Source organism: Microbacterium sp. SORGH_AS_0862, assembly GCF_030818795.1.
Taxonomy (GTDB): Bacteria; Actinomycetota; Actinomycetes; order Actinomycetales; family Microbacteriaceae; genus Microbacterium.
Map to the genome: position 1 here is coordinate 3,442,827 of NZ_JAUTAY010000001.1, position 13,050 is coordinate 3,455,876.

Annotated in this window: 14 protein-coding genes, 4 tRNA genes and 1 pseudogene; 9 read left to right on the forward strand and 10 right to left on the reverse strand. The window is 68.2% G+C overall.

Annotated features, from left to right (window positions below; genetic code table 11):
- On the reverse strand, positions 1-342 hold the full coding sequence (locus QE377_RS16970; protein WP_307325673.1) for a hypothetical protein: 342 nt from the start codon (positions 340-342) through the stop codon (positions 1-3).
- A gap of 66 nt (positions 343-408) precedes the next feature.
- Between QE377_RS16970 and QE377_RS16975 the strand changes: the two are divergent.
- Positions 409-762: pseudogene (locus QE377_RS16975) on the forward strand (glutathione ABC transporter ATP-binding protein); the annotation flags it as partial.
- Positions 763-818: 56 nt separating this feature from the next.
- Here QE377_RS16975 and QE377_RS16980 read toward each other — a convergent pair.
- Positions 819-2,033: a cupin domain-containing protein gene (locus QE377_RS16980; RefSeq protein ID WP_307325675.1), complete on the reverse strand. Its 1,215-nt coding sequence runs from the start codon at positions 2,031-2,033 to the stop codon at positions 819-821.
- Positions 2,034-2,287: 254 nt separating this feature from the next.
- Here QE377_RS16980 and QE377_RS16985 point away from each other — a divergent pair, with 254 nt between their 5' ends.
- A complete protein-coding gene (locus tag QE377_RS16985; protein WP_307325678.1) occupies positions 2,288-3,001 on the forward strand; it encodes an alpha/beta fold hydrolase in 714 nt (237 codons plus the stop codon).
- Between the two features lie 255 nt (positions 3,002-3,256).
- On the opposite strand, the gene QE377_RS16990 is transcribed toward QE377_RS16985, so the two are convergent.
- The 3 genes from QE377_RS16990 to QE377_RS17000 all read right to left on the reverse strand — a co-directional run bounded on the left by QE377_RS16990 (position 3,257) and on the right by QE377_RS17000 (position 3,553).
- Positions 3,257-3,328 (reverse strand) — tRNA-Val (locus QE377_RS16990).
- A gap of 26 nt (positions 3,329-3,354) precedes the next feature.
- Positions 3,355-3,425, reverse strand: a tRNA-Cys gene (locus QE377_RS16995).
- Positions 3,426-3,480: 55 nt separating this feature from the next.
- Positions 3,481-3,553, reverse strand: a tRNA-Gly gene (locus QE377_RS17000).
- Between the two features lie 148 nt (positions 3,554-3,701).
- On the opposite strand from QE377_RS17000, the gene QE377_RS17005 reads away from it, so the two are divergent.
- Positions 3,702-3,777 (forward strand) — tRNA-Val (locus tag QE377_RS17005).
- 57 nt (positions 3,778-3,834) lie between these two features.
- Here the strand turns inward: QE377_RS17005 and QE377_RS17010 are convergent.
- Positions 3,835-4,086 (reverse strand): hypothetical protein, encoded by a 252-nt coding sequence (locus tag QE377_RS17010; RefSeq protein WP_307325681.1) that lies wholly within the window; start codon positions 4,084-4,086, stop codon positions 3,835-3,837.
- Between the two features lie 77 nt (positions 4,087-4,163).
- Here QE377_RS17010 and QE377_RS17015 point away from each other — a divergent pair, with 77 nt between their 5' ends.
- Positions 4,164-4,820: a pentapeptide repeat-containing protein gene (locus QE377_RS17015; RefSeq protein WP_307325683.1), complete on the forward strand. Its 657-nt coding sequence runs from the start codon at positions 4,164-4,166 to the stop codon at positions 4,818-4,820.
- 3 nt (positions 4,821-4,823) lie between these two features.
- On the opposite strand, the gene QE377_RS17020 is transcribed toward QE377_RS17015, so the two are convergent.
- From QE377_RS17020 to zapE, 3 genes are all read right to left on the reverse strand, one after another.
- Positions 4,824-5,285, reverse strand: a complete 462-nt coding sequence (locus QE377_RS17020; RefSeq protein ID WP_307325686.1) for a type II toxin-antitoxin system PemK/MazF family toxin — start codon at positions 5,283-5,285, stop codon at positions 4,824-4,826.
- 95 nt (positions 5,286-5,380) lie between these two features.
- The gene (locus QE377_RS17025; RefSeq protein ID WP_307325689.1) at positions 5,381-6,607 is read right to left on the reverse strand and encodes an ammonium transporter; all 1,227 of its coding nucleotides are present in this window, start codon (positions 6,605-6,607) and stop codon (positions 5,381-5,383) included.
- 194 nt (positions 6,608-6,801) lie between these two features.
- Entirely contained in the window at positions 6,802-7,836 is a 1,035-nt protein-coding gene (gene zapE / locus QE377_RS17030; protein ID WP_307325693.1) for a cell division protein ZapE, read from the reverse strand.
- Between the two features lie 116 nt (positions 7,837-7,952).
- Here zapE and QE377_RS17035 point away from each other — a divergent pair, with 116 nt between their 5' ends.
- From QE377_RS17035 to QE377_RS17045, 3 genes are read left to right on the forward strand one after another with little or no spacing between them, the layout of a single operon-like run.
- Positions 7,953-8,861, forward strand: coding sequence for a sulfurtransferase (locus QE377_RS17035; RefSeq protein WP_373459567.1), 909 nt, complete (start codon positions 7,953-7,955; stop codon positions 8,859-8,861).
- A 24-nt stretch (positions 8,862-8,885) separates the two neighbouring features.
- A complete protein-coding gene (locus QE377_RS17040; protein ID WP_307325699.1) occupies positions 8,886-9,326 on the forward strand; it encodes a SufE family protein in 441 nt (146 codons plus the stop codon).
- Positions 9,327-9,328: 2 nt separating this feature from the next.
- Positions 9,329-10,039 (forward strand): dihydrofolate reductase family protein, encoded by a 711-nt coding sequence (locus QE377_RS17045; protein WP_307326080.1) that lies wholly within the window; start codon positions 9,329-9,331, stop codon positions 10,037-10,039.
- Here the strand turns inward: QE377_RS17045 and QE377_RS17050 are convergent.
- On the reverse strand, positions 10,008-11,231 hold the full coding sequence (locus QE377_RS17050; protein WP_307325701.1) for a S9 family peptidase: 1,224 nt from the start codon (positions 11,229-11,231) through the stop codon (positions 10,008-10,010). The genes QE377_RS17045 and QE377_RS17050 overlap by 32 nt on opposite strands.
- A 25-nt stretch (positions 11,232-11,256) precedes the next feature.
- Between QE377_RS17050 and QE377_RS17055 the strand changes: the two genes are divergently transcribed.
- Both QE377_RS17055 and QE377_RS17060 read left to right on the forward strand, forming a co-directional pair.
- Positions 11,257-11,844, forward strand: coding sequence for a DUF3000 domain-containing protein (locus QE377_RS17055; RefSeq protein WP_307325704.1), 588 nt, complete (start codon positions 11,257-11,259; stop codon positions 11,842-11,844).
- Positions 11,837-13,033, forward strand: coding sequence for an HRDC domain-containing protein (locus tag QE377_RS17060; RefSeq protein WP_307325706.1), 1,197 nt, complete (start codon positions 11,837-11,839; stop codon positions 13,031-13,033). The genes QE377_RS17055 and QE377_RS17060 overlap by 8 nt, the downstream gene beginning before the upstream one ends.
- Positions 13,034-13,050: the final 17 nt, after the last annotated feature.

Below are 13,050 nucleotides of genomic sequence, written 5' to 3' on the forward strand. Positions count from 1 at the left end.
TCAGGCTTCGGAGATGTCGTAGTCGGGGTCGTATCCGTCATCCGGCCCGTCGAAGCCCTCGACCGCCCGCAGATGGCGCTCGGGTGTCGGGCGGACCCGCTGCAGGTGAGCCTCGAGTTCGGAGCTGTCGAAGTCCGGGTCGTCACCGTCCCTCGTGACGGGCACCGAGAGCACATCGTTGCCGAGTCCGACGACGAGTTCGGCGGTGCCCTCCGGATCGATGGGGATCCGCACCGCGGCCGCTTCACCACGCTTGGCGAGCTCCGCCGTCAATTCGACGAGGAGGCGCGCCACATCGTCGGTGGTCAGAACGTTCTCGCCGGCGTAGGTGATGCGTCTCATGCATCCACCATGCGCTGCCGTCCACCCCGGCACGGGGCGGTTGCGACGACCCCTGCGGTGGTCTAGGCCCGCGCCCTCGCACTCGGCCCGAAGCTGCTGATCGCGGACGAGCCGACCAGTGCGCTCGACGTGTCGGTGCAGGCGACGGTGCTGGAGCTGTTCGCGGCACTCCAGCGGGAGCTGGGCTTCGCGTCACTGTTCATCAGCCATGACCTCGCCGTCATCGACGCCGTGGCGGATCGCGTCGTCGTCCTCCGACGGGGTGAGGTGCGCGAGCAGGGAACGACCGCGCAGGTGCTCCTGCATCCACAGGACGCCTACACAGAGCGCCTCCTGACGTCGTTGCCGGTGCCGGATCCGGTGGCGCAGGCGGAGCGCCGCGCCGCCTGGCTGGCGCTGCCGCCCGAAGCGGGGCGCTGAACGACGCGTGCGCCGGGCCATCATCCCGCGGGCCAGGTCCCGGCGCACGCATCCGCTCATCCGCGCAGGGGCGTGATGCCCTGCGCCGTCCGCGGGAAGGTCGCGAGGACGGCGGGGTCGATACTGAGGTGGGCGGAGACGAGCTGGGGCGGCACGTGCGCCAGCCAGTTGGCGAGACTGATCTCCTCGTACCTGTCGGTGCGGAACACCTCGAGGAACTGCAGGATGTCGTCGCCGGTGTTCTCGATGTAGTGGCCGTAGTTCTTCTTCACGATCCCGACATCGCCCGGCCGGAAATCCGTCGTGTTGGCGTGCGGGCCCGTGTTGAACACGGTCATGCGGGCGGAGCCGCGCAGGTAGTACTGCCACTCGTCGGCGTTGGGATGCCAGTGCAGCTCACGCATCGAACCGGGCTCGACCGTCACGAGAGCCGCCGCGACGGTGTTCGAGTACTCGTAGTTGGTGGAATCGGCGACCTGCACACTGCCGCCCGAGTTCTGATACCGCGGCTGAGAGCGCGACAGACGGAAGATGACCGGCTCCATGCCCCACTCGACGCCCGCGGCGGCCTGATCGACCTCCAGGGCGGGCGGCTCGTCGCCGGGGAAGATCCAGAGGTTGTGCAACGGGATGTCGGAGAAGACCTCCTGAGCGACCCCGAAGTTCTTCGCCAGCACGTCCGGCGGCGTGTGCGCGAACCAGTCCGTCAGCAGAAGCGTGTTCGACTCCGACTGCTGCCCGTCGTCGAAAGCAAGCACGAAATCCGCGCCGTCCGGACCCAGTCCCTGCAGCGAGTGCGGGGTCCCCGCGGGGAAGAACCACAGGTCGCCTTCCTCCACGTCCTCCACCGCCGGCAGCCCCGAACGGCTCAGGGTCGTCACACGAGCTTTGCCGCGCGTCATGACAGCCCATTCCGCGGTCTGATGCCAGTGCAGCTCGCGGATACCACCCGGCTCGAGGTACATGTTGACGCCGGCGATCTCGTCCGAGATGTGGAAGTCGCTGCTGGTGAGCTCACGCGCCCATCCCCCGCGCTGCACGCGACGAGGCGAGATGTTGAACGAGGACCAGAAGAACGGCTGCGTCGAGATGTCGGTGGCCGGGGCGTCGATCTGGTTCGGGAACTGCGACGCGATGACGGGGTTCTGCGGACCGGTCATGACGGTGCTCTGCGGCCGGTCCACCGTGTTGACCCCGCCCTCCGGCGGAAGGTCAGGATTGCCGAGTGTGGCCGCCTCGTGATGCGGCGCGGTGCTGTCCGGGGTGTCCATGGTGATGCTCCTTCGTCCCGTGAACTGGATGCCGGTGAGTCTCGCCGAGCCGCATCCCGACCTGGCACCGCGTGGTGACGGAAGTCGCTTCGACGCGCGTCGAGCCTCGGACGCCCCTCGTCAGGGAGCGGGGCGGCTTCCGACGCAGAGCGGATGCGGGCTACCGGCACCGCTCATAGGTTCGGGCCGTACGCGCCGCGCCGCGCCGCCGGGCGCCTCGCGAGCGAGCACAGGAACCTGAGGAGAACCCGCCCATGTCCGATATCACCGTCGTCCTCGTCCACGGCGCCTTCGCCGAGTCCTCGAGCTGGAACGGCGTCCTCACCCTCCTGCAGGATGCGGGCGTCGACGCGATCGCGACGCCGAATGCGCTGCGCAGCGTGACCACGGATGCCGAGAACGTGCGTCGCCTCGTGGACTCGCTGCCCCGCGACGTGCTGCTGGTAGGCCACTCGTACGGCGGTGCGGTCATCATCGAAGCCGGCGCAGGAAACGTCAAGGTCAAGGGACTCGTATACGTTGCGGCCTTCGCACCCGACCACGGCGAAAACGCTCTCGACCTGACGGGTCAGTTCCCGGGCAGCACCCTGGGTGAGCGCGTGCGCCCGTATCCGCTCGGCGACGGCACGAACGATCTCGTCGTCGACCGCGCGCTGTTCCCCGACCAGTTCGCCGCCGACGTACCGCTCGAGGTCGCGAAGCTGTCCGCCCTCGCCCAGCGCCCGGTCCGGGACTACGCCCTCGGCGAGGGCCTGCCCGCCGAGACGCCGGCATGGAAGACTCTCCCGTCGTGGTTCGTCTACGGCACGGGCGACAAGAACATCCCCGAGGCCGGGCTCGCGTTCATGGCGGAGCGTGCCGGCTCGCGCGGCACCCGCGTGATCGACGGTGCGTCGCACTCGGTCATGGTCTCGAACCCCGGGGCGGTCGCTGAACTGATCAAGACGGCACTCGCAGAGCTCGCCTGACCCTCGCGCCTGCCCGGCGCGGCATCATCCCGCGCCGGGCAGGGATCGGCCGGGTGGAGCAGGTCCGGTGACGCGACAGCTGCACGACGGATGAGGGATTGAGCGCCACACCGACCGCAGGAGGCCTCATCTGCACCACGTCTCGTGCAGATGTCGCATCTCCCGGGCGCCACGACGTCTGCGCGAGACGGGTCCGTGGGTCGTACGACCCACCCCGGAAACGAGAAAACCCCCGGATAACCGGGGGTTCTTCGGTGCGCGATACTGGGATCGAACCAGTGACCTCTTCCGTGTCAGGGAAGCGCGCTACCGCTGCGCCAATCGCGCCTGTACAGGCTGTTCAGTTATGGGCGAGGTGGCGACGGGATTCGAACCCGTGTAAACGGCTTTGCAGGCCGGTGCCTAGCCGCTCGGCCACGCCACCGTGTGTGGTTCGACCCACGTGACGTGATCTCCCCGGAGGGAGATCCCCGCACTCGAGCGGATGACGAGACTCGAACTCGCGACCCTCACCTTGGCAAGGTGATGCGCTACCAACTGCGCTACATCCGCATTTCGTTCCCGATCTCTCGGGCACTTGGAAAACATTATCCCAACTCCGACGCTTCGCAAAACCGAGACGGGCCCGCGCGTGTCTCGCGGTCTGGTCAACGGAGCCCGCCCGCATCCGGTATGCTCGATTCTCGGACCCACGGGTCATGGGCGATTGGCGCAGTTGGTAGCGCGCTTCCTTCACACGGAAGAGGTCATCAGTTCGAGTCTGGTATCGCCCACCATGAAAGCCCCCGGTTCAGCCGGGGGCTTCGTGTTTTCCCGGGCTGCCCGCACCGTCGTCACGGAGTCCTTCGCCGAAGAAATCGGTAACCCGTGTAGGCGGCGAGGAGCGCCCACACGGCCCAGAGGATCCAGACACCCGCCACGCCCACGACCGGTCCGCTCGTGCAGTAGCTTGCGTCGGGGTCCGCACCCGAGTCGTAGCAGACTCCCTGGCTGGAGGTCGTGATGAACAGGACGACCGCGGCGCCGATGAGGACAAGCGCTCCCCAGACCAGTCCGCGGAGAGCCGACCTCCATGTTCGCCGCATGGGCCGAGGCTACAGGTGAACGCGTCCGGATCCACGCCGAGCCCACGAAAAGATCCGTGACACACCAGGATGGACGCATGCCGTCTGCGCCGAAGCCTCCGCAGCTGAACACGCTCCACCTCGACGACCTCGCCGAGGCAAGCCCTGAGGAGTTGCATCCCGGGGCGACGCTGACCGGCAGGAGCCTCGGCGTCGACCAGCGCTCACCCGTCGATCTCACCGACACCAGACTCGACGGCGTCCGCTTCGATCGATTCGTCGCCCCCGAGCTGCGCCTGCGCGGCGCGGGCCTGCTGGAGGTCGCGTTCGACGCCCTCGACGTCCCCGTCGTGGACGCCGCGCGCACAGACTGGTCTGACGCCCGCCTCAGCGGCCGTGTCGGAGCTCTCACCGCGTACGACAGCTCGCTGCGCAGCATCCACTTCACCGGATGCCGGCTGGGCTTCGTGAACCTGCGCGGCGCAGAGCTGCTCGATGTCCAATTCACGGACTGCTCGATCGACGAACTCGATCTGGGCGAGACGCGATGCCGTCGGGTGCGGTTCACGGACACGCGGATCGCCTCACTCGAGGTGCCTCGCGCATCCTTGACGAACGTCGACTTCCGAGGCGCGACGCTCTCGGCTGTCTCGGGCGTCGGCCATCTGTCCGGTGCCACGATCACCCACGAGCAGGCGCTTCAGTTGGCGCCGCTCCTCGCGGCGCACGTCGGGATCTCGATCAGCGACGATTGACGCTCATCGCCACCCGAAGCGCGCGCGCAAGGCGTCCGCGACGCGGGCGAAGCGCACCGCGTCCAGCGCCGCCCCCTCACGGCGCAGTCCCGCGTGGGACACACTGTAGAGCTGATCGATGTCGGCCCATGACGGGCGGCGCTTCGGGTCCCACCCACCTGCTCCCAGAGCGACGTACGCGTCAGAGCCCGGATGCGCACGACTGGTGAGTTTGACCGCGTAGACACGGTCGCGGCTCTGACGTGCGATGACGAGCACGGGACGGTCCTTACCGCGCCCATCACGTTCGGCGTACGGCACCCATGTCCAGACGATCTCCCCCGCATCCGGGATCCCATCGTGACGCGGCGCATACGCGAGCCTCAGACGCCCCGCGGAACGAGGATCCACCTCGTAGGTCTGAGTGGACGCCGCAGGACGTACCAGGCGCAGGACACCGCGGCCGAGACGGGAGAGCAGACCCATCGGGCCAGCCTATCCAGCCCGACGGATGCCGCAGATGCCGAAAGGAGAGGGCGCCGCGGTGATCCGCGACGCCCTCCCCTGCTGGAGACGATGAGTCAGGACTGCTCGGCGAGCGAGTAGCCTTCCTCGCCGTGAACCGTGGAGTCCACGCCGGCGAGCTCGTCCTCGTTCTTGATGCGGAAGCCGATGGTCTTCTCGATCGCGAAGCCGATGATCCAGGCCACCACGAAGGAGTAGACCAGCACGCCCACCGCGGCGATGACCTGCAGCACGAGCTGCTCGTAGTTGCCGCCGACGAACAGGCCCGTCTCGGTTGCGAAGAAGCCGAGGTAGATCGTTCCGATCAGACCACCGACGAGGTGGATGCCGACCACATCGAGCGAGTCGTCGTAGCCGAGCTTCCACTTGAGCTCGATCGCGAGAGCACACACAGCACCGGTGACGACACCGAGCAGCAGGGCCCAGCCGGGCGTGAGGTTGGCGCACGAGGGGGTGATGGCGACGAGACCGGCGACCGCACCCGAGGCGGCGCCCACCGAGGTGGCCTTGCCGTCCTTGAGCTTCTCGACGACGAGCCAACCGATGATGGCCGCGGCGGTCGCACCCAGCGTGTTGATGATGATGAGACCGACCGAAGAGTCCTCGGTGCCGAGCAGACCGAAGGTGCCCTCAGCGCCGGCGTTGAAGCCGAACCAGCCGAACCAAAGGATGGCCGCACCGAGCATGACGAGCGGCACGTTGTGCGGCTTCGTGATGCCCTTCTGGAACCCGATGCGCTTGCCGAGGACCAGCGCGAGCGCGAGCGCCGCAGCACCGGCGTTGATGTGCACGGCCGTACCACCGGCGTAGTCGATGACCGACGTCGAGAAGCCGAAGGTCTCCCCCAGCTTCATGACCCAGCCGCCACCCCAGACCCAGGCTGCGACGGGGAAGTAGACCACCGTGGCCCAGACGCCGGCGAAGATCATCCAAGCGCCGAACTTGGCGCGGTCGGCGATCGCACCGGAGATCAGGGCGACGGTGATGATCGCGAACGTAGCGCCGTAAGTGGCACCGACGAGACCGTTGTCGTCGAGGCCGCCCAGGCCGAAGTCGGAGAAGGGGTTGCCGGCGAACGACAACGGGCTTTCGACGGCGCTCATGTTGAACCCGTAGAGGATCCACAGGACGCTGACCAGGCCCAGCGCGCCGAAGCTCATCATCATCATGCTGACGACGCTCTTGGCCTTGACGAGTCCTCCGTAGAAGAACGCGACGCCCGGCGTCATGAAGAGCACAAGTGCCGTCGCAGCGACGGACCAGGCGAGATTTCCGCTATCCATGAAATTCCTCATCCATGTCGTGTTACTCGAGGTAATCCCAGGGCCGCAGATCGGGTCGCAGCTCCTCAGGACGTCCACAGTTTGTCGAGAAGGAGTTCCAGTGGTGCGCGAATGGTGTTTCGGCTTTGTTACAGCGAGCCCGCCACGGTAAACAACAGGTTTCCCCACACCGGGAACCCGCCAGGGATCGCGGCTCAGGAGTGGGTGAGCGCGATCAGTCGTGAGATGGCACGCAGGTACTTCTTGCGGTAGCCGCCCGCGAGCATCTCGTCACCGAACACCTCGTCCAACGCCACGCCGGTGGAGCGGACCGGGATCTGCGCGTCGTACGCGCGATCGACGAAGGCGACGAAGCGGAGGGCCGCGGACTGGTCGGTCAGCTGATGTACGTCGCGGAGTCCGATGGTCGTCACGCCGTCGATGAGGCGGATGTATCGCGACGGGTGGACTTTTGCCAGATGGGCGATGAGGCTCGCGAACTCGTCATCGGAGACGACTCCGGATCCAGCGGCCTCGGCGAGAGCGCCCTCGTATGCTCCCGGCTCCAGAACGACGGCATGGCCGTCCACCGCGCGCTGGCGATAGTCGACGCCGTCGATGCGCAGCGTCTCGAACGAGGCCGACATCGCCTGGATCTCGCGTAGGAAGTCCTGTGCGGCGAAGCGCCCCTCGCCGAGTGCGTTCGGCGGGGTGTTCGAGGTGGCAGCCAGCTTGGTGCCGGATGCGACGAGCTCGCCGAGCAGGCGCGTCATCACCATCGTGTCGCCCGGGTCGTCCAGCTCGAACTCATCGATGCACAGAAGGTCGGAGCCGCGGAACAGCTCGACGGTCTGCTGGTAGCCGAGCGCGCCGACCAGCGCCGTGTATTCGATGAACGAGCCGAAGTACTTCCGGCGCGCGGGCATCGCGTGATAGATCGATGCGAGCAGGTGCGTCTTGCCGACACCGAAGCCGCCGTCGAGGTAGACGCCGGGCTTGCGCTCGGGTGAGCGGGGGGCGCGGCGGAACAGACCGCGCTTGGGTGTCTCGGCCACGGCACCGGCGAACTCACGAAGCGTCTGCTTGGCCTCTGCCTGCGAGGGGAAGGCATCATCCGCCCGGTAGGTGTCGAAGCTCGCGTCGGCGAACTGTGGTGGAGGCACGAGGGAGGCGACCATCTCGGCACCGGTCACCTGCGGCGACCGCTCGGCGAGGTGCACGAATGCGTTCTGGTGAGCGGGCGAAGTCATGCGGGATCCTGTGTCACACGGTTACGGAGCGGATGCGGACGCGGCGACGCGAACCTAGGCTCGGTCGAGCGACGTGCTCACTTTACGTGCTCGGTCGCACCCCGACTGAACAGGAGATCCCCGTGCCCGTCGACCTCGATGCCTCGTCCGAGAAGTTCGCCGCCTACGCGCACCCCGAGCGACTCGTCACCACGCAATGGCTGCAGGATCGCCTGGGCACTCCGGGACTCGTCGTCGTCGAGTCGGATGAGGACGTTCTCCTGTACGAGACGGGACACATCCCCGGCGCGGTGAAGGTGGACTGGCACACCGAGCTGAACGATCCCGTCGTGCGCGATTACGTCGACGGTCACGGGTTCGCCGAGCTCCTCAGCAGCAAGGGCATCTCGCGCGACGACACCGTCGTCATCTACGGCGACAAGAACAACTGGTGGGCGGCCTACGCACTGTGGGTGTTCTCACTGTTCGGACACGAGGATGTCCGCCTGCTCGACGGCGGCCGCGACCGGTGGATCGCCGAGGGGCGGGAGATCACGACCGAGCCCGCGAGTCGCGCGCGCACCGAGTACCCCGTCATCGAGCGCGACGACAGCGCTCTGCGCGCCTATAAGGAAGACGTCCTGGCACACCTCGGACATCCGCTGATCGACGTGCGGTCACCCGAGGAGTACTCGGGTGAGCGCACCAGCGCTCCCGCCTACCCCGAGGAGGGCGCGCTGCGTGCCGGCCACATCCCCTCGGCGCAGAGCGTGCCGTGGGCACGCGCGGTCGCCGAGGACGGCACGTTCAAGACCCGCAAGGACCTGGATGCGATCTACCGCGATGAGGCCGGTCTGACCGACGGCGAGCCGGTCGTCGCATACTGCCGGATCGGTGAGCGCTCCAGCCACACCTGGTTCGTCCTGAAGCACCTGCTCGGTTTCGAAGACGTCCGCAACTACGACGGGTCCTGGACCGAGTGGGGCAGCGCGGTGCGTGTCCCCATCGTCACCGGCGCGGAGCCGGGCGAGGTGCCCGGCCGCTAGACGCTGCATGCGAGAATGTCGCGGATGACCGACAGCGCCCTCCCCGAGAAGCTCGCCGAGATCCGCGAGGACTTCCTCGCCCTCGCCGAACCCGAACGCCTGCAGCTTCTTCTGGAGTTCTCGCAGGAGCTCCCGCCGATCCCTACGGAGTACGAGGGGCACCCCGAGTTGTGCGAGCGGGTGGCCGAGTGCCAGTCCCCCGTGTACATCGTCGTCGATGTGGATGGCGAGGGCATCGTCGCCATGCACGCCGCAGCCCCGGCGGAGGCTCCCACGACCCGAGGCTTCGCGAGCATCCTCGCCCAGGGTCTGACCGGCCTCACGGTCGCCGACGCGCTCGCGGTTCCCGATGACTACCCGCAGAGCCTGGGCCTGACCCGCGCGGTGTCCCCTCTGCGCATCGCGGGGATGACGGGGATGCTCCTGCGCGCGAAGCGACAGATCCAGCGCAAGAGCGGCGCGTGAGCATGCACCTCACGCGTGTCATCCCCCGTCCTGTGGAACGCATCGACGCCGATGGCGACTCAGGGCTTGCGTGGCTCCGCGCCGAGTACGAACCGGATGCTGAGCGGTCGGTGCGCCTCAACATGATCACGTCGTTGACGGGTTCTGCGACCGGCGCGGACGGCACGAGCGACACGCTGTCGAGTCCCGTCGATCGACGCATCCTGGGGGTGATCCGCGGGTGGAGCGATGTCGTGGTCGTAGGAGCACAGAGCGTGCGCGCCGAGCGGTACGTCGTCCCCAAGCGCACCCGGCTGGCGATCGTCACACGAACGGGACGGCTCGAGGGCCACCAGCTGGCGCCGGACGACGACACTGCCCGCGTCTTCCTCGTCTGCGCCGAGCGCGATGCCGACACCGTGAGAAGCAACAGCGAAAGTCTGGGGCTCGACGTCATCGCCGTTCCCGGCGACGATCTCGACCCTTCCCGCGTCATCTCGGCCTTCGCGGATCGGGGATGGCTGCGTGTCGTCTGCGAGGGCGGGCCGACGCTCGCCTCTCAATTCGCTCAGGCGGGGGTGATCGACGAGTTCTGCGTTTCTGTCGCACCGCAACTCGTACCGGCGACCGCGCCGTTCATCCGTGTGCCCGACGGTCACGCCTTGGCGGCTCCGCACGGTCTGCTCGTCGATGACTCCGGCTTCAGCTTTCTGCGGGCTCGACCGTCGGCGTGAGTCCCTGCGCCCGCACCCAGTCGCGGATGCGCGCGCTCCACCGCTGCTCGTCGTAGTTCCACAGCTTCGTGTGGCGAGCCACCTCGAAGACCTCGAGCTCGACGAGATCGGGCCGCGCCTGCCGGAGATCGTGCGATGCGTCCGAGGGGACGAAGCCGTCGTCGTCGCTGTGCAGGATGAGGATCGGATCACGCAGCTCGTCCGCCCGCGCGACGACATCCAGCCGATCGAACGGGATCGGCGCGCCCGTGCGGGTGAAGGCCGTGCCCCAGTCCGACTCCAGCGCCGAGATGGCGAGCTTGGTGACGGTGGGCGGGAGCTTCATGAGGCCCGCCTGGTAATCGAGCACGACGCGCCAGTCGATGACCGGAGAGTCCAGCACGACACCGGCGATCATGTCCCGGTGGGCCGAGCTGAGCGCCAGCTGCAGCGCGATCGCGCCGCCCATCGACCATCCCATGAGCAGGATGCGGCGGGCGCCGTTGCGGCGGGCGAAGCCGATCGCCGCATCGACATCGCGCCACTCCGTGGCACCGAGCCCATAGGTGCCGGTGCGGCTACGCGGCGCCTCGCCGTCGTTGCGGTACGAGACGACGAGCGTGGTGATGCCCAGGTTGCGCATGAGAGGAACGGCACGGAGGCACTCCGCGCGGGTCGTGCCGCGGCCGTGGATCTGGATGCACCACAGATCCGTGTCCTGCTCGGCCGGGAAGAGCCACGCGGGGCACGGCCCGACCGCCGAACCGATGAGCTGCGAGCTGAAGGGCAGCTGCAGTTGTTCCGGTCGGTCGAAATACCAGCCGCTGAAGGCCGCCTCGGCGGAAAGGCGCGCATCCGAACCGACGTGCGTCAGCAGCTTGCGCTTGACGCCCGCTTCGTTCTCGGCCAGCACGCTGCCGAGCTTGACGTAGTCCTCTGTGCCGCGAGTGAACAGGCCGTAGCGCCCCGGCAGCTCGGTGTCGTCGTTGCGCTCGAGGGTGATCGTCTGCGAGGCCGGGTCCAGTGCGAGGATGCGGGTGTCGGCACGACGGCCGGCGGGCGTCACGACCTGACGCGCGACCCGGATGGCGACGGCTCCGATCAGGGCGGAGCAGAGCGCGGTCGCGGTCGCGAGAGCGACGGCTGCGCCGCGGAAGAGGGCGAAGGCGGTGGGTGAGGCGCCATGGCGGGCGGCGCGCCTGGAGTCCAACATCGTGGCTTCACTCTAGTCTGTCGCCGTGCCCTCCGACCCAGCCGCACCCGCGTCTGCACTCGACGACGCCGTCGCGCGGATCCTCGAGGTTTCGTTCCGCGAGGACCTCGTCGTGCGTCAGATTCCGGCTCCGTCCGGGATCGCACCCGCATCGTTCGCGTTGGCGGGCGACGTGCGCCCCGAACCCGGCGAGCAAGAATCCGCCTTCGGCACGGGTCGCTTCCTCCTCCTGCACGACGCGTCGGAGCCGGAGCCCTGGGACTCACCGTGGCGCATCGTGTGCTTCGCGCAAGCTCCTCTGGACACGGAGATCGGCACGGATCCGCTGGTGGCCGATGTCGCCTGGTCCTGGCTGGTCGACGCCCTCCAGGCCCGCGGTGCCGGCTATCACGCCGCATCGGGCACGGCCACGAAGACCCTCTCGAAGGGGTTCGGTTCGCTCGCCGTAGAGGGCGACGGCGCCCAGATCGAACTGCGTGCGTCCTGGTCGCCGGAGGGCGATATCGAACGGCACGTCGAAGCGTGGGCAGAATTGGTATGCATGCTCGCCGGGCTCCCACCCGGCTCGGAAGGGATCGCGCAGATCCGGGGAAGGGGTTCATCCCGTGCCTGAGTACTCCGTCATCGCCGACGAAGCAGAGTTCACGTCGGCGATAGAGAGACTCGCCGAGGGTGAAGGTCCGTTCGCTGTCGACGTGGAGCGTGCATCCGGTTTCCGCTACTCGCAGCGGGCCTACCTGGTGCAGATCTACCGGCGCGGGTCGGGCGTGTTCCTCATCGACCCGCCAGCCCTCTCCGACTTCACCCCGCTGCAGGCCGTCCTGGCCACGGCGGACTGGGTGCTCCACGCTGCCAGCCAGGACCTGCCCTCGCTGCGGGAGCTGGGTCTGGAGCCGCCGCGCATCTTCGACACCGAACTCGCCTCGCGGCTTCTCGGACACGCCCGCGTCGGGCTGGGGGCCGTCGTCGAAGACACGCTCGGCATCACCCTCGCCAAGGCGCACTCCGCGGCGGATTGGTCGACGCGGCCGCTCCCCCAGTCCTGGCTCGAGTACGCCGCGCTGGATGTGGTGCATCTGGTCGACGTGCGCGACGCACTCGTGTCGGAGCTTGCCGAGCAGGGGAAGACCGACCTGGCAGAGGAGGAGTTCCAGGCCGTGCTGGACCGGCCCGTCAAGCCGCCGCGCACGGATCCCTGGCGACGATTGAGCGGCCTGCACACCCTCCGGGGGCGGCGCAACCTCGCCGTCGCTCGCGCTCTCTGGCAGGCACGGGAAGATCTCGCCGTCGCACAGGACGTGTCGCCGGGCCGCCTCGTGCCCGACCGGGCTCTCGTGGCGGCCGTGGCGGCCGCCCCCGACAGCAAGCGTGCTCTCGCCGCGGTGAAGGAGTTCACCGGTCGGGCGAGCCGCTCGGAGCTCGACCGATGGTGGGCGGCCATAGAGGAGGGACGCGCAGCGACGGACCTCCCCCTCGAACGCGTCGGCAGCGACGCGCTGCCCCCGCCCCGCGCATGGATCGACCGCAACCCCGAGGCCGATGCCCGTCTGAAGGCCGCGCGGCCCCTCGTCGAAGCGCGCGCCGAAGAGCTGACGATGCCGACCGAGAACCTGCTGACCCCCGAACTGCTGCGACGCGTCGCGTGGGAGCCGCCGACGCCGATCGACGCGGACACCGTGGGCGCAGCCCTCCTGGACCTCGGCGCCCGGCACTGGCAGGTGCGAGAAACCGCACAGGTGATCGCCGATGCTTTTGTGGCTTCCGTGCAATCGGTCGAGAACGCGGCGGAGGGCGCTTCGTAGGTTCGATCCAACCGGTT